The organism is Paraburkholderia acidisoli, assembly GCF_009789675.1.
Classification (GTDB): domain Bacteria; phylum Pseudomonadota; class Gammaproteobacteria; order Burkholderiales; family Burkholderiaceae; genus Paraburkholderia; species Paraburkholderia acidisoli.
Genome location: NZ_CP046914.1, coordinates 1,776,166 through 1,793,326 on the forward strand (window position 1 = coordinate 1,776,166; position 17,161 = coordinate 1,793,326).

The 17,161-nt window shown below is 65.3% G+C and carries 18 protein-coding genes; 10 read left to right on the forward strand and 8 right to left on the reverse strand.

The window, feature by feature from the left end:
- The first annotated feature begins 8 nt into the window (after positions 1 to 8).
- Positions 9 to 419, forward strand: a complete 411-nt coding sequence (locus FAZ98_RS22005) for a hypothetical protein (RefSeq protein ID WP_199272362.1) — start codon at positions 9 to 11, stop codon at positions 417 to 419.
- A 260-nt stretch (positions 420 to 679) separates the two neighbouring features.
- Here FAZ98_RS22005 and FAZ98_RS22010 read toward each other — a convergent pair whose 3' ends face one another.
- The 4 genes from FAZ98_RS22010 to FAZ98_RS22025 all read right to left on the reverse strand — a co-directional run bounded on the left by FAZ98_RS22010 (position 680) and on the right by FAZ98_RS22025 (position 3,803).
- Positions 680 to 1,186: a metal-dependent hydrolase gene (locus FAZ98_RS22010; protein WP_158953783.1), complete on the reverse strand. Its 507-nt coding sequence runs from the start codon at positions 1,184 to 1,186 to the stop codon at positions 680 to 682.
- 157 nt (positions 1,187 to 1,343) lie between these two features.
- Positions 1,344 to 1,598 carry a sugar ABC transporter ATPase gene (locus tag FAZ98_RS22015; protein WP_233272764.1) on the reverse strand — a complete coding sequence of 85 codons (255 nt, stop codon included), beginning with the start codon at positions 1,596 to 1,598 and terminating at the stop codon, positions 1,344 to 1,346.
- A 380-nt stretch (positions 1,599 to 1,978) separates the two neighbouring features.
- The gene (locus FAZ98_RS22020; RefSeq protein ID WP_158953785.1) at positions 1,979 to 3,142 is read right to left on the reverse strand and encodes a porin; all 1,164 of its coding nucleotides are present in this window, start codon (positions 3,140 to 3,142) and stop codon (positions 1,979 to 1,981) included.
- A gap of 418 nt (positions 3,143 to 3,560) precedes the next feature.
- A complete protein-coding gene (locus FAZ98_RS22025) occupies positions 3,561 to 3,803 on the reverse strand; it encodes a hypothetical protein (RefSeq protein ID WP_158953787.1) in 243 nt (80 codons plus the stop codon).
- Here FAZ98_RS22025 and FAZ98_RS22030 point away from each other — a divergent pair.
- On the forward strand, positions 3,802 to 4,329 hold the full coding sequence (locus tag FAZ98_RS22030; RefSeq protein WP_158953789.1) for a hypothetical protein: 528 nt from the start codon (positions 3,802 to 3,804) through the stop codon (positions 4,327 to 4,329). The genes FAZ98_RS22025 and FAZ98_RS22030 overlap by 2 nt on opposite strands.
- A gap of 33 nt (positions 4,330 to 4,362) precedes the next feature.
- On the opposite strand, the gene FAZ98_RS22035 is transcribed toward FAZ98_RS22030, so the two are convergent.
- Positions 4,363 to 4,797 (reverse strand): hypothetical protein, encoded by a 435-nt coding sequence (locus FAZ98_RS22035; RefSeq protein ID WP_158953791.1) that lies wholly within the window; start codon positions 4,795 to 4,797, stop codon positions 4,363 to 4,365.
- 195 nt (positions 4,798 to 4,992) lie between these two features.
- Between FAZ98_RS22035 and FAZ98_RS22040 the strand changes: the two genes are divergently transcribed.
- From FAZ98_RS22040 to FAZ98_RS22070, 7 genes are all read left to right on the forward strand, one after another.
- On the forward strand, positions 4,993 to 5,694 hold the full coding sequence (locus tag FAZ98_RS22040; protein ID WP_158953793.1) for a CDP-alcohol phosphatidyltransferase family protein: 702 nt from the start codon (positions 4,993 to 4,995) through the stop codon (positions 5,692 to 5,694).
- A complete protein-coding gene (locus FAZ98_RS22045) occupies positions 5,691 to 6,500 on the forward strand; it encodes a 2OG-Fe(II) oxygenase (protein WP_158953795.1) in 810 nt (269 codons plus the stop codon). Before FAZ98_RS22040 ends, FAZ98_RS22045 begins: the two co-directional genes overlap by 4 nt.
- Positions 6,497 to 7,507 (forward strand): flippase-like domain-containing protein, encoded by a 1,011-nt coding sequence (locus tag FAZ98_RS22050; RefSeq protein ID WP_158953797.1) that lies wholly within the window; start codon positions 6,497 to 6,499, stop codon positions 7,505 to 7,507. The genes FAZ98_RS22045 and FAZ98_RS22050 overlap by 4 nt, the downstream gene beginning before the upstream one ends.
- A gap of 26 nt (positions 7,508 to 7,533) precedes the next feature.
- On the forward strand, positions 7,534 to 8,313 hold the full coding sequence (locus FAZ98_RS22055; protein ID WP_158953799.1) for a phosphocholine cytidylyltransferase family protein: 780 nt from the start codon (positions 7,534 to 7,536) through the stop codon (positions 8,311 to 8,313).
- 182 nt (positions 8,314 to 8,495) lie between these two features.
- Positions 8,496 to 9,899 carry an MFS transporter gene (locus tag FAZ98_RS22060; protein WP_158953801.1) on the forward strand — a complete coding sequence of 468 codons (1,404 nt, stop codon included), beginning with the start codon at positions 8,496 to 8,498 and terminating at the stop codon, positions 9,897 to 9,899.
- Positions 9,900 to 10,011: 112 nt separating this feature from the next.
- Positions 10,012 to 11,742 carry a gamma-glutamyltransferase gene (gene ggt, locus FAZ98_RS22065; RefSeq protein WP_158953803.1) on the forward strand — a complete coding sequence of 577 codons (1,731 nt, stop codon included), beginning with the start codon at positions 10,012 to 10,014 and terminating at the stop codon, positions 11,740 to 11,742.
- Between the two features lie 266 nt (positions 11,743 to 12,008).
- Positions 12,009 to 12,773, forward strand: a complete 765-nt coding sequence (locus FAZ98_RS22070) for a helix-turn-helix transcriptional regulator (RefSeq protein ID WP_158953805.1) — start codon at positions 12,009 to 12,011, stop codon at positions 12,771 to 12,773.
- A gap of 19 nt (positions 12,774 to 12,792) precedes the next feature.
- Here FAZ98_RS22070 and FAZ98_RS22075 read toward each other — a convergent pair whose 3' ends face one another.
- The 3 genes from FAZ98_RS22075 to FAZ98_RS22085 all read right to left on the reverse strand — a co-directional run bounded on the left by FAZ98_RS22075 (position 12,793) and on the right by FAZ98_RS22085 (position 15,850).
- The gene (locus FAZ98_RS22075) at positions 12,793 to 12,978 is read right to left on the reverse strand and encodes a hypothetical protein (RefSeq protein ID WP_158953807.1); all 186 of its coding nucleotides are present in this window, start codon (positions 12,976 to 12,978) and stop codon (positions 12,793 to 12,795) included.
- Between the two features lie 21 nt (positions 12,979 to 12,999).
- Positions 13,000 to 14,784: an FAD-dependent oxidoreductase gene (locus tag FAZ98_RS22080; protein ID WP_158953809.1), complete on the reverse strand. Its 1,785-nt coding sequence runs from the start codon at positions 14,782 to 14,784 to the stop codon at positions 13,000 to 13,002.
- 247 nt (positions 14,785 to 15,031) lie between these two features.
- Positions 15,032 to 15,850, reverse strand: a complete 819-nt coding sequence (locus tag FAZ98_RS22085) for a helix-turn-helix transcriptional regulator (protein ID WP_158953811.1) — start codon at positions 15,848 to 15,850, stop codon at positions 15,032 to 15,034.
- 273 nt (positions 15,851 to 16,123) lie between these two features.
- On the opposite strand from FAZ98_RS22085, the gene FAZ98_RS22090 reads away from it, so the two are divergent.
- On the forward strand, positions 16,124 to 17,137 hold the full coding sequence (locus FAZ98_RS22090) for a VTT domain-containing protein (protein WP_158953813.1): 1,014 nt from the start codon (positions 16,124 to 16,126) through the stop codon (positions 17,135 to 17,137).
- Positions 17,138 to 17,161: the final 24 nt, after the last annotated feature.

The following is a 17,161-nucleotide window of genomic DNA, read 5'->3' on the forward strand; positions in this document are numbered from 1 at the left end:
AAATCAATATGCTGAAACGATTGCTGGCCATCGCCGCGCTCGGCTCGATCGCGGGATGCGTGGTCGCTCCGGGACAAGGCGGGACTTACGGCGGCGGCTACTACAGCCAGGGCTATTACGATCAGGGCTACGAAGCGCCGGGTTACGCCGTGCAGCCCGCGTACGGTGCCTACGGCGCGCCGCCGCCGGCGTATGGTTACGCGCCCGCCTATGGCGTCATCGGGATTGGCGTGGGTGGCGGTCGCCGCGATCTGTCGCGCGACCGGCCGCCGCCCGGACGGTCGCTGGCAACGCGACGACGGCCGCGGTCGTCCGCCGCCGCAGGGCGGCTATGGCGGCAACGGCGGGCGCCCGCAGGCGGCGCAGCCGCCCGGGCCGGCCAACGGCGCACGCGATCCGAACTGGCACGGCGGCGGTAACGGTGGTGGCGGTGGTGGCGGCGGCGGTAATGCGCAAGGTCGGCCGGACAACGGCGGTCGCGGCTATAGCGTGCCGCGTCGGCAGGTCGACAGCAGCGTGCACTGAGGCCATGCGCGCCGGTCGCGCCCAATCCGCATCCGGTTATACGGCGATGGAGTGTCGAGCGCGACATTCCATCGTTTGCTTTTCACGCAATTACTTTGGATGCCTGATTAATTCGATGACGTGAGGCGCCACGCCGTGCCGCTCGCGTTGTCGTTCAGACGAAGCGGCACAACGACCCGAAGGACCAGTCGTGCGGCACGCCATGTACGGCGAAAAACCATGCCGCGGCCCAGGACGCCGCCACGACGATCAGATCGCAACGTCCGCTGCGCCACCAGTTGAGCGAATGCCGTTGCAAGACCCACGGCACGCCGAGCGGATTCGGCCAGTCGGCGAGCAGATGAATCACGCCGCCGCACGCGAAGCCGAACGCGGGCGCGGCAACGGGCAGATGTCCGAGCTGGTGATACGACCACCAGAGCAGTGCGAGCCAGCCGATACCCCAATGCGTGAGCGTGCGATGCGTGATCCAGAGGCGCCGCTTCTTGCGCCACCATGCGACTTCGAGCCAGTCGGGCGCCGAGCCGCCGGCCACGCCCGCCACGAAGGCCAGCGCCGCGTAGACATGCCATGGGCCGTCGGCGCCTTGATGCGTGACGATCGCCGTGGCGATGACGCCGGCCGCCCAGCCGGTGGCGTGATGTGCGGTGCCTGAAGCCATGAAGCGAGTGATGCGAAGACGAAGACAAAGGGGCGCAATCTTCGCAGATGTGTCGCCTTTATGACAGGGGCGATGTGCGTTTATCTGAGCGTGCTACCTGTGCGGCTCGCGCGACGTGCCTGTGACAGCGCTTGCGTCGCGCCACGGCACGTCGCGATCAGGTCGTGCAACGCGCCACGGCGAAGCGCATTTCTTCTTCGGGCGGATCGCTCGACTCGGCCGTGCCGTGCACGACGCGAATGACCGAGCCGCTGCCGCTCGGCGTGAGCGTGACGAAGTACGACGCGTTCGAACTCGAACCCACGCTCATGCGCGTCGTGTTGCCGTCGCGCGCGGTACGCACACGCGAGAGCCGGTCTTCGAGACAGCTTGCCACCGACGAAGCCGTGCGTGCCGACGACGCGTAAATCATCGTCTCGCCATTCGATGCGGAAGGCGGCGACGATCCGCAAGCGGCAACGAGTGCGAGCGGCGCGAGGGAAGCGAAGGCGAGAAGACGTGACGAGAGCATTTTCATGAGCGGCGGAACGAGACCATCGAGAGAAAAACGTGCCGACGAGTATACGCACGCTGTCAGCGCGCGCGTCGCCTGGAGACGTAAAAAGATGCAACAGGGCCGTGGCTCCCCGCGCGTTTCCCATCGGATAAAAAGAAAAAACGCAGGGGCGCTCGTGACGCCCCAGCGTTTTCTCGATTTCCCGATGGAAACTTCATCGGGAATGGCAGCGCTCCGGCGGTGCGGCGGATCGCGCCGCATTGCCAGCCCAAACGAACCGCGTTGAAAGCCGCCGGTTAGAAGCGGTGGCGCAGGCCCACGGTCGCGGCGATCTGGTTGTTCGACGATGAAGGCGAGAGCGTGTTGATCGCGGCCACGTTCGAGACGGCGGCGCCGTCGCTGCCATAGCCGAGGTTGCCCGTGGCGTGCTGGTAGACGCCGGCCACGTAGGCGTCGGTGCGCTTGCTCAGTGCGTAGTCGGTGCCGAGCACGACGGTGTGCCACTTCGGCGCGTTGTCGCCGTTGCCGGTGCCCGTCACGCTGCCGTCGGTGAACGTGTACGAACCGATGAACGCCAGCGCGGGCGTGAGGTGATACGCGCCGTTCAGTTCATAGTTGTTCAGATGCAGATTGAGGCCCGCGAGTCCGGGCAGCGTGGTGCCGCCGCTCGAGAGGCTTTGCATGCCGTCGATCTGCGAATGCGTCCACACGAAACCCACTTGCGCCGGACCGTAGGTGTAGCTCACGCCCGCGCCGAACGAGCGTTGCAGACGCGCCGAGATGTTCTGGTCGCCGGATGCCGCGCTGTTCGACGCGCCGAGCCCGCCTGAGTTGTTCGCCTGCGAGTAGGCCGCGGCGAGACTGAGCGGGCCGTTGCCGTACGACGCGCCGAAGCTGTACGCGCGGCCGTTCGAGAAACCGTTGGCGTCGTTGCTGAATCCGTAGAGGCCGCCGAACCGGAAGCCCGAATAGTTCACGCTCGCATACTTGACCGCGTTCTTGACCGAGTACGTTTGCGCGAGGTTGTCGTTGTCGAACGGATGGCCCGCGAGGTTGTTGCCGAAGCCCGCGCCCGCTTCGGCGAGCGGCGAGAGGTAGTCGACCATCGAGTCGTACTGGCGGCCGAGCGTGAGCGTGCCGAACTGGTCGTTCTGCAAGCCGACGTACGCCTGGCGGTTGAAGCCGCTGTCACCGTTCTTGTAGCCGCCGTTGTTCAGGTTGAAACCGCTCTCCAGGGTGAAGATGGCGCGGGTGCCGCCGCCGAGGTCTTCGCTGCCGCGCAGGCCGAAGTAATCGTTCGAGAGCGCGCCGCTGCCTTGCGCCCACAAGCTGTGACCGCCCGCGTTGTTGGCGTAGACGAGGCCCGCGTCGAGCGAGCCGTAAAGCGTGACGCTGCTTTGGGCATGGGCGCCGGCGGCGAAGACACCGAGAACCGCGGCAAGGATCAGATTTTTGTTCATGTTTTAACTCCGGACAGTACTGGGAATCACGGCCGGTTAATGAGGTGCCGGCTCGTGGTGCAACGATTCGGAGCGGAGTGTAGGCCTCGGGTGTCATTTATTCGTGCCGATAAACGCAATAATCTGACGGCCGAATTTCGCTATCGGCATTAATTTATCTAAGTCGCTGCAAATAAAGCGATTTTTAAAACGATTAAGAGGTGTGGCAAAGTGTGACAGGGCCGCAATATGTTGCTCGATCGCGACGCTGCGGCAAAGCCCCGCAGGGCTTGGTCAAGCGCCGGATTTTGTGATATTTCAAGCGTTTTTCGCGTCGATTCCGGAAAGGTACTGTTCCAGTTTATGGTTTGAAACGGGAGGCCGGCTGGCGTTAAAATTCATTCAGCCCTTGACCAAGGGTGGTCTTTTTCATCTGTTTTCACGCGGCTTTCGGGCCGCGTTTTTTTTGCCATCGAAAAATATCGACAAGATAATCGATCGGGGCGAAAAACTCTGTTCCAGAATTCGCAAGGATAAAATCGCCGGTGGTTTTGAATCCGGCGGCGCCACGCGTTCGGCGCAAAGAAAGCGTCGAGACGGCGGGCCGCGCGCGCCGGGGCGGGTAAAATGCCGGGTTCGCTCGCCGCAAGGCGAACCTGCAGAACCCGATGGAACCCGCCATGACCGATTCTTCGCCCGCCCTCGACCACGATCCCGACCACGACGCCAGCGCCGCTTCGTCCGGCGACGAGGTCATTCAGGAGCCGCGTCTGTGGCACAAGGACGGCTGGACCGCGCGCGTCATCAAGAATGAAGACGACGACGGCTGGGCCGTCGAGATGATCAAGGACGGCGAGCCGGAACCCGCGCTGGTCGGGCCGTGGACCATGGGCCGCGACAAGAAGAACCCCAAGCCGCTCGACACGAACGCGTTCAACACGCTCGTGAAAACCGCCTCGGAAGTGCTGCGCCGTCACGAGCAGCAACTGCACGCGCTGCTGCACAAGCGCCTGAGTCTCGAAACCGCGGAAGGCGACGTGGAAGTGACGCTCGACATCGTCCCCGACGAATACGAGCCGTTCGCGCTGCTGAGCGCGCTCGACGCGTATGGGGAGCAGATCGCGCAGGTGCGCGTCGCGCCCAACTTCAAGCTGACGAAGGCGCGCGCGCAGTCGTGGGCCGAGGGTGGTTTCGGGCGGATCGAATAACCCACGGCGCGCGCGTTCGCGCCGCCGTGCCGCTTAGTCCTGCTTGCAGAAGATGGCGGTCAGGAGCGGTCCCGCGTGATGGACGATGGCGGTGTTGCCCGCCGCGGTGAGCGCCGCCTGCACCCGCGATTGCGTGCCCACCACCACGGCGCCGTAAGCGGAAGGCGCGATAGGCGTGCCGTCGCCGGGGCGAAAGAGCGGATCGTCTTTCTGGTACGCGACGATCGCGAACACGCTGAAGCCGTAAGCCGTCATTCGCTGACCTTGCGCGGGCCAGAACGCGTTGATCGAATTGCTTTCCACGCGCATGGGCTTTGGATTGATCAATTGCTGATCGAGCAGATCCGAAATGAACGCATGTGCGTTTTCCTTGCACGTCAGAGCGTCGTCGAGTTCGGCGGCGTGCGCGGCTGTTGCGAATAGCGGCAACGCGGACAGCAGAAGGGCGGCAAGAGAGAACCGTGTCATCGAATCGTGTGCGAAAAAGGCCGGCGCCGAAGCCGGATTGCGGCCTGCGCTGTTGGGGTCGGGCGTGACAAAGCGAGCACTCTACGCGTGTTCGTGCGAGTTCGCCTGTTGCATTGCGGCAAATAATGCCGACTGTAGTCTTAAAACCGCCGGAATACCTGCAAGATTTCCGGAAGCCGTATATATTCGCCAGCTATGACAGGAAAAGACCATCCCGAAAATACGGGCCCCAGAACGGTGCCGTTGCCTCGCACCTGGGACGGACGCGCCGCGCGCTTGCTCGTGACGCCGCTTGTTTCGACCCCCGTAACGCCGAATCACCTCACCACGCTGCGACTGCTAATTGGTATTGCCGGCGCGTGTTATCTCGCGCGCGGCGGTTTCGCGTATACCAATATCGGCGCGTTGCTGATCGTGTTGTCGAATTTCGTCGATCACACGGACGGCGAACTCGCGCGCATCAGCGGCAAGACGAGCCGTATCGGCCATTTCTACGATCTCGCGGCCGACGCGCTCACGACCGTCGGCTTGTTCTTCGGCATGGGCTACGGGCTCGGCGTCCATGCGGCGAGCACCGGCGCCGAATGGCACGTGCCGCCCGCGTTGCTCGGCGCGATCGCCGGCGTCGCCGTGGCCGCGATCTTCTTCCTGCGCATGCGTATCGAGGAAATGGCGGGCAAGGCCGGCACGCAACAGGCTTTCGTCGGCGGCTTCGAAACCGAAGACGTGCTGTATCTGCTACCTCTTGTCACGCTGACGGGCGTCGTCTCGCCGTTCATCATCGCGGCGTCAATCGGGGCGCCGTTGTTCGCGATCTGGGTCGTGGTCGACTATTGGCGCGTGACGCGCCGCTTGCGTCCCGCCAAGGAAACCAGCCAGGTGTGGATCAGCCGATGAATGTGCAAGCAGAACAAGAACAGGTTTTGACGTCGTCCGCCGTTGCCGGTGGCGCGGCGCCGTTCGTCGCCACGGGTGCGTGCGAAGACGCCGTGGGCCGCGCGGTGCGTCCGCTCGACATGGGCAAGCTGCGCGAGGAGTACCAGCAACAGGGCGCGTTCCTGTATCTCTCCGATTTCCTGCCCGCCGACGCCACGCAACAGCTGATCGACGCGGCCAACGCGCTGCTGCCCGAAGTCAACCGCAACTATCTGCCGGGTCACAAGGCCGGCGGCAGCGTGAGCCGTCACACCATCGACCGTCTCGCGCCGTATATCGCCGAACTGTATCGCTCGCCGCAACTGATCGCGTGGCTCGAAAAGATCACGGGCGACCGCCTCCAGCTTTCGCCGCAAGACGATCCGCACGCTTACGCGCTCTATTACTACATGCGCGCGGGCGACCATATCGGCTGGCATTACGACACGTCCTATTACGACGGCCGCCGCTACACGGTGCTGATCGGCGTGATCGACGACTCGTCGTGCAAGCTCGATTACGAACTGCACACGAAGGATCCGGGCCAGGCCGACGTGCCGGGCTCGGTGCAATATCCGCCGGGCGCGCTGATCGTGTTCGACGGCGACAAGCTGCGCCATCGCGTGACGCCCAGCCTCGAAGGCGAAATGCGCGTTTCGCTCACGCTCGAATACGTGACGAACCCGAACATGCGTCCGTGGCGCCGCTTCATTTCGAACATGAAGGACGCGATCGCGTACTTCGGTTTCCGCCAGGTGTTCCGCAAGGCGCTGGGAGTGAAGGCGTGAGTCGCGCGGCCATCCTGCTGCTTTCGGTCGGCACGGCGCTGTTCGTCGCCTTGCTCGCGTGGCAGGGCTTCGGCTCGGTCACGAACACGCTCGCGGTGGCGGGCTGGGGTCTCGCGCTCGTGGCGGCATTCCATGTGGTGCCGCTCGCGCTCGACGCGGGCGCCATCGCCGTGCTGTTTCGCAAAGGCGAGCATGTCGATCAGCGTCACGCGTTGCTCGCGCGCTGGAGCGGCGAGGCCGTCAACAGTCTCCTGCCGGCCGGCCAGATTGGCGGTCCCGTGGCGATGGTGCGCCAGCTCGCGCAGCGCGGCATGGCCATGCGCGACGCGGCTGCGGCCATCACCGTGAGCACCACCTTGCAGGCCGTCGCGCAAATCGTGTTTGCCGTGTTCGGCATCGCGCTCTTTTCCGCTTACGCCGCGAACGGCGCGCCGCGCGATCTCGGTCTCGCGGCCGTGATCGGTACCGTCGTGCTCGGCGGCATCATCGCGTTGTTCTACGTCGCGCAACGCCGCGGCCTGTTCGGCCGTTTGCTGCGTCTCGCGCAGAAGCTGTTCGCCAGGCGCGACTGGTCGGCGCTGGCCACGCGCGCCGACGCCATCGACGCGGCCGTCAAGTCGCTCTACGAACAACGCGCCCGCGCCGCCGCGAGTTTCGCGCTGAGCCTCGCGGGCTGGCTCGTGGGCACCGCCGAAGTCTGGCTCGCGCTGCACTTCCTCGGCCATCCCGTGGGCTGGGTCGACGCGCTGCTGCTCGAAAGCATCGGCCAGGCCATTCGCGGTGCCGCCTTCGCCATTCCCGGCTCGCTCGGCGTGCAAGAGGGCGGTTATCTGCTGCTCGCGCCGCTGGTCGGCCTGCCGCCCGAAGCGGCGCTCGCGCTCTCGCTCGCCAAGCGCGCGCGCGAACTCGTGCTCGGCTTGCCGGGCCTGCTGTACCTGCATTTCAGCGAACGTCGCTGGCAACGCCGGCGCGCCTTGCGCGTGCCCGCTGTCGAAATCGCCGATTGACCTCTTCTCCCAAGGAAAGCTTGCGCATGCGCGCCATCATTCTCGCGGCAGGCCTCGGCCTGCGCCTTCAGCAACGCGCTGGAGAACAGTTTCCGAAATGTCTGCTGCAATTCGAGGGCGTGACGCTGCTCGAACGCCATCTGCAATTGCTGGAAGAGGCCGGCGTCACGGAAGTCACGCTCGCGCTGGGTTTCCAGCCCGAACTGGTCGAAGCCGAACTCAAGCGCATCAACTGGCCGCATCACGTGGAAGTCGTACTGAATCCGCGTTTCGATCTGGGTAGCGTGCTCACGGTGCATCGCACGGCCGAAGCCATCACGCGCGGCGGCGACGTGCTGCTGATGGACGCCGACGTGCTCTACGACGAGCGCGTGTTCGCGCCGCTCGTGGCGGGCGCGGCGCCCACCAACCGGCTGCTGATCGACCGCGACTTCGAAGCCGGCGACGAACCCGTCAAGCTTTGCCTGCGCGACGGCGTGCCCGTCGAGCTGCGCAAGCAACTGGCGGTGGGCCTGCAGTACGACACGATCGGCGAGTCGGTGGGTTTCTTCCGCCTGAACGAAGCCACGGCGCGCCGTTTTGCCGAGATCGTCGCGGGTTATATCGACACGGAACGCGCGAACCTGCCGCACGAAGAAGCGCTGCGCGACCTGCTGCTCGAGCGCGGCAACGAGTTCGACACCGCGGATGTCACGGGCGCGCCGTGGATCGAAATCGACTTCCCGAACGACGTCACGCGCGCGGCCGAGCAAGTGCTGCCGCAACTGCGCCCGGTCGTGAGCCGCGTGAGCCAGACGGCCGAATAAGCGCGCGCGGCGTCTTTCACGCCGTGGCAAGAGACCGCGAAGTCCCCGGGATTTCGCGGTTTTTTGATGGGCGCGCTTCGCGTGACGCGTTGCTTCATCTGTTGCCGGGTGTGCGTTTTCTGCAACACGGTGCCATAATGGCAGCTTTACGCCTTCAGCCGCGCTGATCGTCGTTCCTGCCCATGCCTCTTGCTCTCGGCGCTTTCATCGTCCCGCTCATCGTCGCGTGCTCGATGTTCATGGAGAACGTGGACGCGACTGTCATCGTCACTTCGCTGCCCGCGCTGGCCCGCGATCTCGGCCAGGATCCCATCACCCTGAAGCTCGCCGTCACGAGTTACGTGATCGGTCTCGGCGTCTTCATTCCGATCTGCGGCTGGGTCGCCGACCGCTTCGGTTCGCGCAACGTATTCCGCACGGCGATCGGCATCTTCATGGCGGGCTCGCTGCTCTGCGCGGCCTCCACGTCGCTCGAAATGTTCGTGCTCGCGCGCTTCGTGCAAGGCATCGGCGGGGCGATGATGGTGCCGGTCGGGCGCATCATCATCTTCCGTTCGCTGCCCAAATCCGACTTCATCCGCGCGGTCAACTACCTGACCGTGCCCGCGCTGCTCGGGCCGGTGATCGGGCCGCCGCTCGGCGGTTTCATCACCACGTATCTGCACTGGCGTTTCATCTTCTTCGTGAATATTCCTATCGGCGTGCTCGGCATCTGGCTCGCCAACCGGCATATCGCGAATCTGCACGAAGACGATCCCGGCCCGCTCGACTGGGCCGGTTTCGTGCTTTCGGCGGGTGGCGCCTCGCTGTTCATGCTCGGGCTCTCGCTCGTGGGCGGCGAACTCGTGTCCAACGCGACAGCGTTCACGATGTGCGCGATCGGCGCGCTGCTGCTGATCGTCTACTGGTTCTATGCGCAACGCGTCGAGCGTCCCGTGCTCGACCTGCAATTCCTGCGTATTCCGAGTTTCAACGCGAGCGTGGCGGGCGGTTCGCTGTTCCGCATCGGTCTGGGCGCCATGCCGTTCCTGTTGCCGCTCACCTTGCAGGAAGGGCTCGGCATGACCGCGTTCGCCTCGGGCACGATCACCTGCGCCTCGGCGTTCGGCTCGATCTTCATGAAGGCGATCGTCTCGCGCGTGCTCGGGCGCTTCGGTTTCCGCCGCACGCTGATCGTCAACGCGATGCTGGCGGGCGGCGCCATCGCCATCTGCGGTTCGTTCTCGCCGGGCATGCCCGTGTGGCTGATCTGGTTCATCGTGCTCGCGGGCGGCCTGTTTCCGTCGCTGCAATTCACCGGGCTCAATTCGCTCGCCTACGCCGACATTGCCACGCGCGACATCGGCCGCGCCACCAGCGTGGCGAGCGTGATCCAGCAGGTTTCGCTCGGCCTCGGCGTGACCATCGCGGGGATCGTGCTGCAGATCTCGCATCGCGTGCAAGGCCACGCGAGCATCGTCTGGTCAGATTTTTGGCCCGCGTTTCTCGTGGTTGGCCTGTTCTCGGTCGCCTCGATTCCGGTGACGATGCGCCTGCCCGCGAACGCCGGCGACGAGATCGCGCGCGGGCGGCGCGGCAAGGCTTGATGCAACCGGGAGTGCGTGCGCGATATCAGCGGATGGCCTGATCGCACGGAAATAACGGCCGTGCTATAAGGCCAAGGCAGGTCGATAAACCGAATCATGGAGGACGCACTCAATGAAGCTGGTTGAAAAAACGAAAACTTCCGCTGCCGCTCTCGCACTCGTTTCGCTTTCCGCGCTGTCCGCGGGCTTCCTCGAAGTCACGCCGGCTTATGCGAAGGACACGCAGCATCGTCCCGCGGTTCTGAACGCCTCGGCCGTGGCCGTGGCCGACAAATACGCCGCGGCCGCCGCCGAACAGGTCTTCAAGGAAGGCGGCAACGCCGTCGACGCGGCCGTCGCCATTGCCTTCACGCTCGCCGTGACCTACCCCGAAGCGGGCAATATCGGCGGCGGCGGTTTCATGACGCTGTACGTGAACGGCAAGCCGTACTTTCTCGACTATCGCGAGCGCGCGCCGCTGGCCGCCACGCGCAACATGTATCTCGACGACAAGGGCAACGTGATCGAAGGCAAGAGCCTCTACGGTTACTACGCCGTGGGCGTGCCGGGCACGGTCGAAGGCATGTGGGAAGCGCAGAAGCGCTTCGGCAAGCTCTCGTGGAAGCAGGTGCTGGCGCCGGCCATCGCGTATGCGCGCAACGGCTTCCTCGTCGACGAACAACTCGCCAAACGCCGCGAAGACGCTTCGAAGGAATTCGGCGGCAAGACCAACTTCGACCAGTATTTCGGCGCGATGAAGGAGGGCACGACGTTCAGGCAGCCCGACCTCGCCGCCGTGCTCACGCGCATTGCGAACCAGGGCGCGAAGGACTTCTACGACGGCAAGACCGCCGAGTTGATCGCCGCCGCGATGAAGGGCAACGGGCTCATCACGCGCGAGGATCTGCATGAGTACAAGGCGGTGTGGCGCCAGCCCGTGCAGGCGAAGTGGAACGGCTACGACGTGATCACCGCGCCGCCTCCGAGTTCGGGCGGCGTGGGCCTCGTGCAGCTGCTCACGATGAAGGCGATGATGGCGCCGCAGTTCAAGGACGTGCCGCTGAACTCGCCGCAATACATCCATCTGATTTCGGAGATCGAGAAGCGCGTGTTCGCCGACCGCGCGCAGTATCTCGGCGACCCCGACTTCTACAAGGTGCCGGTCGATCAGCTGATCGACCCCGCGTATCTCGCGAAGCGCGTGGCCGAAGTCGATCCCGACAAACCGTCCGACACGAAGAGCGTGCAGCCCGGCCTTGGCACCTCCATGCCGGAGAAGGCCGAAACCACGCACTTCTCGGTGGTCGACAAGTGGGGCAACGCGGTCTCGAACACCTACACGATCAACGGCTACTTCGGCTCGGGCGTGGTCGTGCCGGGCGCGGGCATCGTGCTCAACGACGAAATGGACGACTTCGCCTCCAAGCCCGGCGTGCCGAACATGTTCGGCGTGGTGGGCAGCGACGCCAACGCGATCGCGCCGAAGAAGCGGCCGCTTTCGTCGATGTCGCCCACGATCCTCACGAAGGACGGCAAGGTGGCGCTCGTGATCGGCACGCCCGGCGGCTCGCGCATCTTCACGTCGATCTTCCAGGTCATCAACAATATCTACGACTTCAAGATGCCGTTGAAGGATGCGGTGGCCGCCATGCGCTTCCATCACCAGCTGCTGCCGCCCAACACGATCTTCTGGGAGCCGTACGAGCCGATCAACGGCGATCTCGCCAAGGCCGTGGAAGCGAAGGGCTATACGCTCAAAGGCCAGAACTTCAACGGCGACATTCAGGCGATCCGCATCGACGGCGACACGCCCGAACCCGCCGCCGACCCGCGCGGCCGTGGCGTGACCGCGGTGATCCAGTAAGCGCGGAGATCGTTGAAACTGCCGAAAGCTCGCATGCCGTGAACGTTATCCCCTATATTGGGGATTCTCTACGCATCAACATCGCGTAGGATGCAACTTCCGGCGGTTAAGACAGATCTCTGCCGGCGTGTGTTTTGAGGGGTGGCCTGTGCCGCCCCGTTTTCTTTTGGACGACCCGACATGCGAATGTTACCGGTCGCAACTTCGCTTGAATTCGCCTGAACCGCCTACTACATTCTGACGATTGTTCACTGCCTGCATGCCGCATGTACCTGACTAGCCGCGAACTCGCACTGGTCTCCGACATCTTCGCGCTGCTCGCCGACCATGCGATGCCCGAAGACGTCCTGCGTTTCGAAGTGGGGCGCCGCCTGCTCGATCTGCTGCAAGCGGACTTTCTCGCGTCCTACGTCTGGGACGACACGCTTGGCCGCTTCGACCGCCGCGTCTCGATCAACATGTCGGACGACAACCTGCGCGAGTACGAACAACACTTCCAGTTCAACGACCCCATTGCGCCGCGCCTGCAGCCGCTGCGCACGGCCGTGCGCGTGACCGACGTCGTGCCGCACGAAGAACTCGTGCGTACCGAGATTTACAACGACTTCCTGCGCCGCGACGGCCTGCACTGGGGCATGAATCTGTTCGTCTGGGCGGGCGAGCAGAATATCGGCGATCTGCGCATCTGGCGTGGCGAGCATCGCGAGAATTTTTCCGATCGCGAACTCGCGCTGTTCGAGCTCGTGCGGCCCGCGTTCACGGCGGCACTAGTGCGCTCGCGCGCGGCGCCGTTGCCGGCCGCCGATCACAACGGCGCGCCCGCCGATCCCGACTCGGTGAACGGCGCGCTCAGCCTGTTGACGCCGCGCGAGCGCGAAGTGGTGGCGCTCGTTGCCGAAGGGCTGCTCGACAAGGAAATCGCGCAGCGGCTCGGCATCTCCTATACGACGGTGCGCACGCACCTCGACCGCTCGTTTCACAAGCTCGGCGTGAGCAACCGTTCGCGGCTCGCGCGGTTGTTGCGGCGCTGAAGCCGGCCGCCGCGGCGGGCTACGTCGCGGTGGGCGGGCTCGTGCGCGCGGCCTCGATGAGCGCGCGCGCCGCCGCGGCATCGTCGATGCGTTCGATCGCCAGCAGCGCGAAACGCGCGAGAAAAAGCGGCGCGTTGGCTTCGCCCAGCCCGGTCATGGTCTTGCACAACTGCGTGTAGACGGCGTCGCGTTCGCTGTCGGTCATGGTGTCTCCTTCGTTGGATTTTCAGGCTGCGGATGGCGCTTGCAGCGCGTGGTCGAGCGCGGCGCGCGCCTTCGTCGCAATGGCGCTTGCGTTGGCGTGGGCATCGGCGGGCGCGTCGCCTTGCCAGCGCCCGAGCACGTGGCCGTCCGGGCGCACGAGATACAGCGTGCCGGGCTGCGCGCCGACCATCGCGAAGAGGCGCCCCGTGCTGTCCCAGCCGTAGCGACGCGCGACATCGGCGGGCGGGCGGCGCGCAACCGGCACGATCGATACGCTTGATACGCGGCTGGATACGGGCAGCGGCGCGGGCGCCATCGCGCCATCGGCGAAAGCGGTTTCGAGCGCGGCGATGGCGGCACCGACGCCAGGCTGCGCGGCATCGTCGACGAAATACAGCGCCGTGAAGCACGGCCCCACGAAGTCGGTGAGATGCCCGTCGCGGGCGCCTTCGCGATCGACGATCGTGAGCGGACATTCGGGCAGCGTCGCGCCAGGCGCCGGACCGGCCGCGAGCGCATCGGAGGCCGCGTTGAGCGGCGACTGCGTGTAGGCGATCGCCGAGGTCTGACGCGGGTTGATGAGCGAGCGCACGGCCGGATGCTCGCGCGCGAGACTCAGCACGGCGGTGCGCATCAACTCGAATGCGAACGACGGCGGCGCCATGAATTCCGTGCTCTTGGTGCCGTAGCTGAGGTTCTCGTGCGCGGCGTGCACACGCTCGTCGGAATAGCTGTCGAGCAGCGCTTCGCCGGCGCGCCCCTGCACGACGAAAGCGAGCTTCCACGCGAGATTGTCGGCGTCGTCGATGCCCGAATTCGCGCCGCGCACGCCGAAGATCGGCACGAGATGCGCCGCGTCGCCCGCGAACAGCACCCGGCCATGGCGATAGCGTTCGAGCGTGAGCGCATTGGCCTTGTAGATGGTGATCCAGACCGGCGACCACGGCGCCGTTTCGCCCATCATGTCGAGCAGGCTTTGCACGCGCGGCACGACGTTTTCGGGCTGGATTGCGGCCTCGGCGTCTTCGCCGTCGCGCAACTGGTAGTCGATGCGCCAGACGTTGTCGGGCTGCTTGTGCACGAGCACGGTCGAGCCGGGGTTCGACGCCGGATCGAAATATGCGAGCCGTTCCGTGGGCCGCGCGCTGTCGAGCAGAATGTCGACGATCACGTAACGGCCTTCGTAGCTCGTACCGGTGAGTTTGAGCCCGAGCGCTTCGCGCACCGTGCTGCGGCCGCCGTCGGCCGCGACGAGCCAGTCGGTGTGCGCGACGTAGTCGCCGGCGGGCGTGGTGAGCGTGAGCGTCGCGCCGTGCGCGTCTTGCTGCACGGCGGTCACCTTCGTGCCCCAGCGGATGTCGATGAGATCGGCGTGCCGCTCGGCCGCGTCGAGCAGGAATTGCTCGATATGGTATTGCGCGAGATTCACCATGGGCGGCAGCTTCTGGTTCTCGTCCTGCGGCATCGTGAAGTGCAGCACTTCGTCGTCGCGATAGAAGCTGCGGCCGCCCGTCCACGGCAGACCTTTGGCGAGAAAACCGTCGAGCGCGCCGAGGCGTTCGATGATTTCGAGGCTGCGCCGCGAGATGCAGATGGCGCGGCTGCCGTAGCACACGGAATCGTCGGCTTCGATCAGCACGGAGCGCACACCGTGCTTCGCGAGACCGAGCGCGATGGCGAGCCCGACCGGACCGCCGCCGACGATCGTCACCGCGTGGCGTTGCTTCTCGCGGCCATGGTCGAGTTCGGGCACGCGCGCGGGGTAGTGCTTCGCTTCGAACGGATACGGTTTGAAATCGGCGTTCATCGTGCGCTCCGGACGAGCGTGGCGCCACGGGCGCGCGGGGAGAAGGCGAGGGAAGCCATGGGGATTGCGTCTCCGATACGAAAATTTTTTTCCGGCCGCGCAAGCGAGTCGCCTGGCGGTCCGTGCATCGATGAACGCAGTATGGCGCGCGCGCGCCGTCGCGCTGTCCTCAATTTGGGTACAGCGTGTTGATGGCGATGAAAGTCGACGCTGAAAGGCCGCGCGGGCTCGAGCGCTTTCGGCTGCTTCAGCCCGGTTCGGCCGAGAGACAGAGCGCGAACAGTTGCCGCTGGCCGGAAATGCCGAGCCGCTGATACGCGCGCTTCTGGTACGTGACGACGCTGCTGGGCTTCACGCCCATGTGCTCGGCGATCTCGACGGTGCTGTGGCCTTCGAGCACGCCGCGCAGCGCGTCGAGTTCGCGCTTCGAAAGCGTCGGGCACAGCGTGCGCAGGCGCGCGAGCATGAGCTGCGGAATGCCGAGCTGGCGCTGGCCGCGAATCGTGTAGTGATGTTTCGCCGATTCGCCGATCAACGGCGCGAGCGATTCGACGAGTTCGACTTCGGCGGGCTGGAAGTTGCCGGCGTCGCGCTCGCGGTAGAGGTTCACGGAGAGCCAGATGTCGGCGGCCGGTTGCAGCAGCAGCGAGAGCCGGTCGGACACATTGGGCGTGGCGTAGCACGCGGTGCGATAGCCGTCGTGCGCGATGTCGGCGCTGCTTTGCCAGTGGAGCACGAGCGAGGAGCCGGGCGCGTCTTCGGCCTCGCCGTTGACGATGCGCTGGTTGCCGTCGAGCGCGTAGAACAGGCGCGCGTAGGTGTCGGCGACGTCGCGCAGGAAGCGGCCACCGCGATGATCGGCAACGGAAACCGTGCGCGGCCGGTTGCCGAATTCGTAGGCGAACACGGTGCACTGCGTGACCGAGGTGGCCGGGCCGAGCATGTTGAGCACTTCGGCGGCGAGCGCGTTGGCGTCGTCGCGGCCAATGGCCGAAACGAGGCTGGTGACGCGCGACAGGTCGAATTGGCCCGTCTGACGTGGTCGGTCGAGACGCCAGTAACGCATGGGTTTCTAATCGGAAAAAGCGAAAAAACGCGGTGCTTTATGAGATTAGCACCGTTTCCGATCGGCTCGAAAAAGACCCTAAGAGAAACGCCAGCACGAACGCGAGAAAAAGACGGGAACGGGGCCGGAACGCGGGCGCCCGCCAACACGCTGCATCCGTGGCGATGCGAGCAAGGATGCGGCCGTTGCGGTAATCTCCACGCTCGGCCGGCGCATCCGTGCGCCATGTTTCCATACGTAGACGCACCCGCCTCCCGCGCAGGATATCTCGAAATGTTGACGCTCCCCACCGCGATTCCACCCGATTTCGGCGTTGGAGCGGTTTTCCTCAGCGTGCTCGTGACGCAGCTCGGCGTGCCGGTCCCGGCCGCACCCGTGCTGATACTCGCGGGCACGATGGCGGCGAGCGGGGAAACGTCGTACGCGAGCTTGCTGGTCGCGGCCGTGATCGCCACGCTGCTCGCGGATTCGCTGTGGTTCGCGGCGGGCCGCGTGCGCGGGCGGCGGCTGCTCAACGGTCTCGTGCGGTTTTCGCTGTCGCTCGATACGACCATCCGCATCGCGCGCAACGTGTTCGAGCGCTATGGCGCGCCTATTCTCTCGGTGGCCAAGTTCGTGCCGGGACTCGGCCTGATCTCCGCGCCGCTGCTCGGCACGACCAGCGTGGACGTGCGCGTGTTCCTGCTGTGGGACGCGATAGGCGCGACCTTGTGGGCGGGCACCTGGCTGCTCGGCGGCGCGGCGTTGCATGCCGAAATCGTGCGTTTCGCGATGTTCGTGCGCGCCAACGGCATGACGATTTTCGACGTGCTCGCGGTGGCCGGCGTGCTGTTTCTCGCCTGGCGTCTGTTCCGGCGCATGCAGTTCCGCCACTGGCTCGCGACGCATCGCATTTCGCCGGATCAGCTCGACGAGATGATGAAGTCGACTGCGCCGCCCATCGTGCTCGACGCGCGCCCGGCTTCGATCCGCGAGAAGGAGTCGTATCGCATTCCCGGCGCGCGGCCGCTCGATCTGGAGTCGAGCGAGGCGCTCGCGCCCGAACTGCTGGACCGGCCGATCGTGGTCTATTGCGTGTGCCCGAACGAGGCGACGGCCAAGCGCATTGTCGATCAACTGCGCAACAAGCACATTTATCACGCGCGCGCGCTCAAGGGCGGCCTCGACGCGTGGGAACGGCACGGTTATCCGGTCGAGCCGCTTTCCGCGGAATTCCACGCGCTGCTGGCGGGCGAGGATGTCGACGCGGACGAGGAATACACCGTCCGCGCGAGTCTTTCCAAATAGCGAGTTTTCTCGATTTTCGGCCGC

Excerpts from the sequence above, each read along its gene's own strand:
- FAZ98_RS22005 (WP_199272362.1), top strand. The coding sequence starts at position 9 with ATGCTGAAACGATTGCTGGCCATCGCCGCGCTCGGCTCGATCGCGGGA.
- FAZ98_RS22070 (WP_158953805.1), top strand. The coding sequence starts at position 12,009 with ATGTACCTGACTAGCCGCGAACTCGCACTGGTCTCCGACATCTTCGCG.
- FAZ98_RS22090 (WP_158953813.1), top strand. The coding sequence starts at position 16,124 with ATGTTGACGCTCCCCACCGCGATTCCACCCGATTTCGGCGTTGGAGCG.
- FAZ98_RS22015 (WP_233272764.1), bottom strand. The coding sequence starts at position 1,598 with ATGATTTACGCGTCGTCGGCACGCACGGCTTCGTCGGTGGCAAGCTGT.
- FAZ98_RS22010 (WP_158953783.1), bottom strand. The coding sequence starts at position 1,186 with ATGGCTTCAGGCACCGCACATCACGCCACCGGCTGGGCGGCCGGCGTC.
- FAZ98_RS22035 (WP_158953791.1), bottom strand. The coding sequence starts at position 4,797 with ATGACACGGTTCTCTCTTGCCGCCCTTCTGCTGTCCGCGTTGCCGCTA.
- FAZ98_RS22085 (WP_158953811.1), bottom strand. The coding sequence starts at position 15,850 with ATGCGTTACTGGCGTCTCGACCGACCACGTCAGACGGGCCAATTCGAC.
- FAZ98_RS22040 (WP_158953793.1), top strand. The coding sequence starts at position 4,993 with ATGACAGGAAAAGACCATCCCGAAAATACGGGCCCCAGAACGGTGCCG.
- FAZ98_RS22055 (WP_158953799.1), top strand. The coding sequence starts at position 7,534 with ATGCGCGCCATCATTCTCGCGGCAGGCCTCGGCCTGCGCCTTCAGCAA.
- FAZ98_RS22025 (WP_158953787.1), bottom strand. The coding sequence starts at position 3,803 with ATGGCGGGTTCCATCGGGTTCTGCAGGTTCGCCTTGCGGCGAGCGAAC.
- FAZ98_RS22045 (WP_158953795.1), top strand. The coding sequence starts at position 5,691 with ATGAATGTGCAAGCAGAACAAGAACAGGTTTTGACGTCGTCCGCCGTT.
- FAZ98_RS22030 (WP_158953789.1), top strand. The coding sequence starts at position 3,802 with ATGACCGATTCTTCGCCCGCCCTCGACCACGATCCCGACCACGACGCC.
- FAZ98_RS22075 (WP_158953807.1), bottom strand. The coding sequence starts at position 12,978 with ATGACCGACAGCGAACGCGACGCCGTCTACACGCAGTTGTGCAAGACC.
- FAZ98_RS22020 (WP_158953785.1), bottom strand. The coding sequence starts at position 3,142 with ATGAACAAAAATCTGATCCTTGCCGCGGTTCTCGGTGTCTTCGCCGCC.
- FAZ98_RS22060 (WP_158953801.1), top strand. The coding sequence starts at position 8,496 with ATGCCTCTTGCTCTCGGCGCTTTCATCGTCCCGCTCATCGTCGCGTGC.
- FAZ98_RS22080 (WP_158953809.1), bottom strand. The coding sequence starts at position 14,784 with ATGAACGCCGATTTCAAACCGTATCCGTTCGAAGCGAAGCACTACCCC.
- ggt (WP_158953803.1), top strand. The coding sequence starts at position 10,012 with ATGAAGCTGGTTGAAAAAACGAAAACTTCCGCTGCCGCTCTCGCACTC.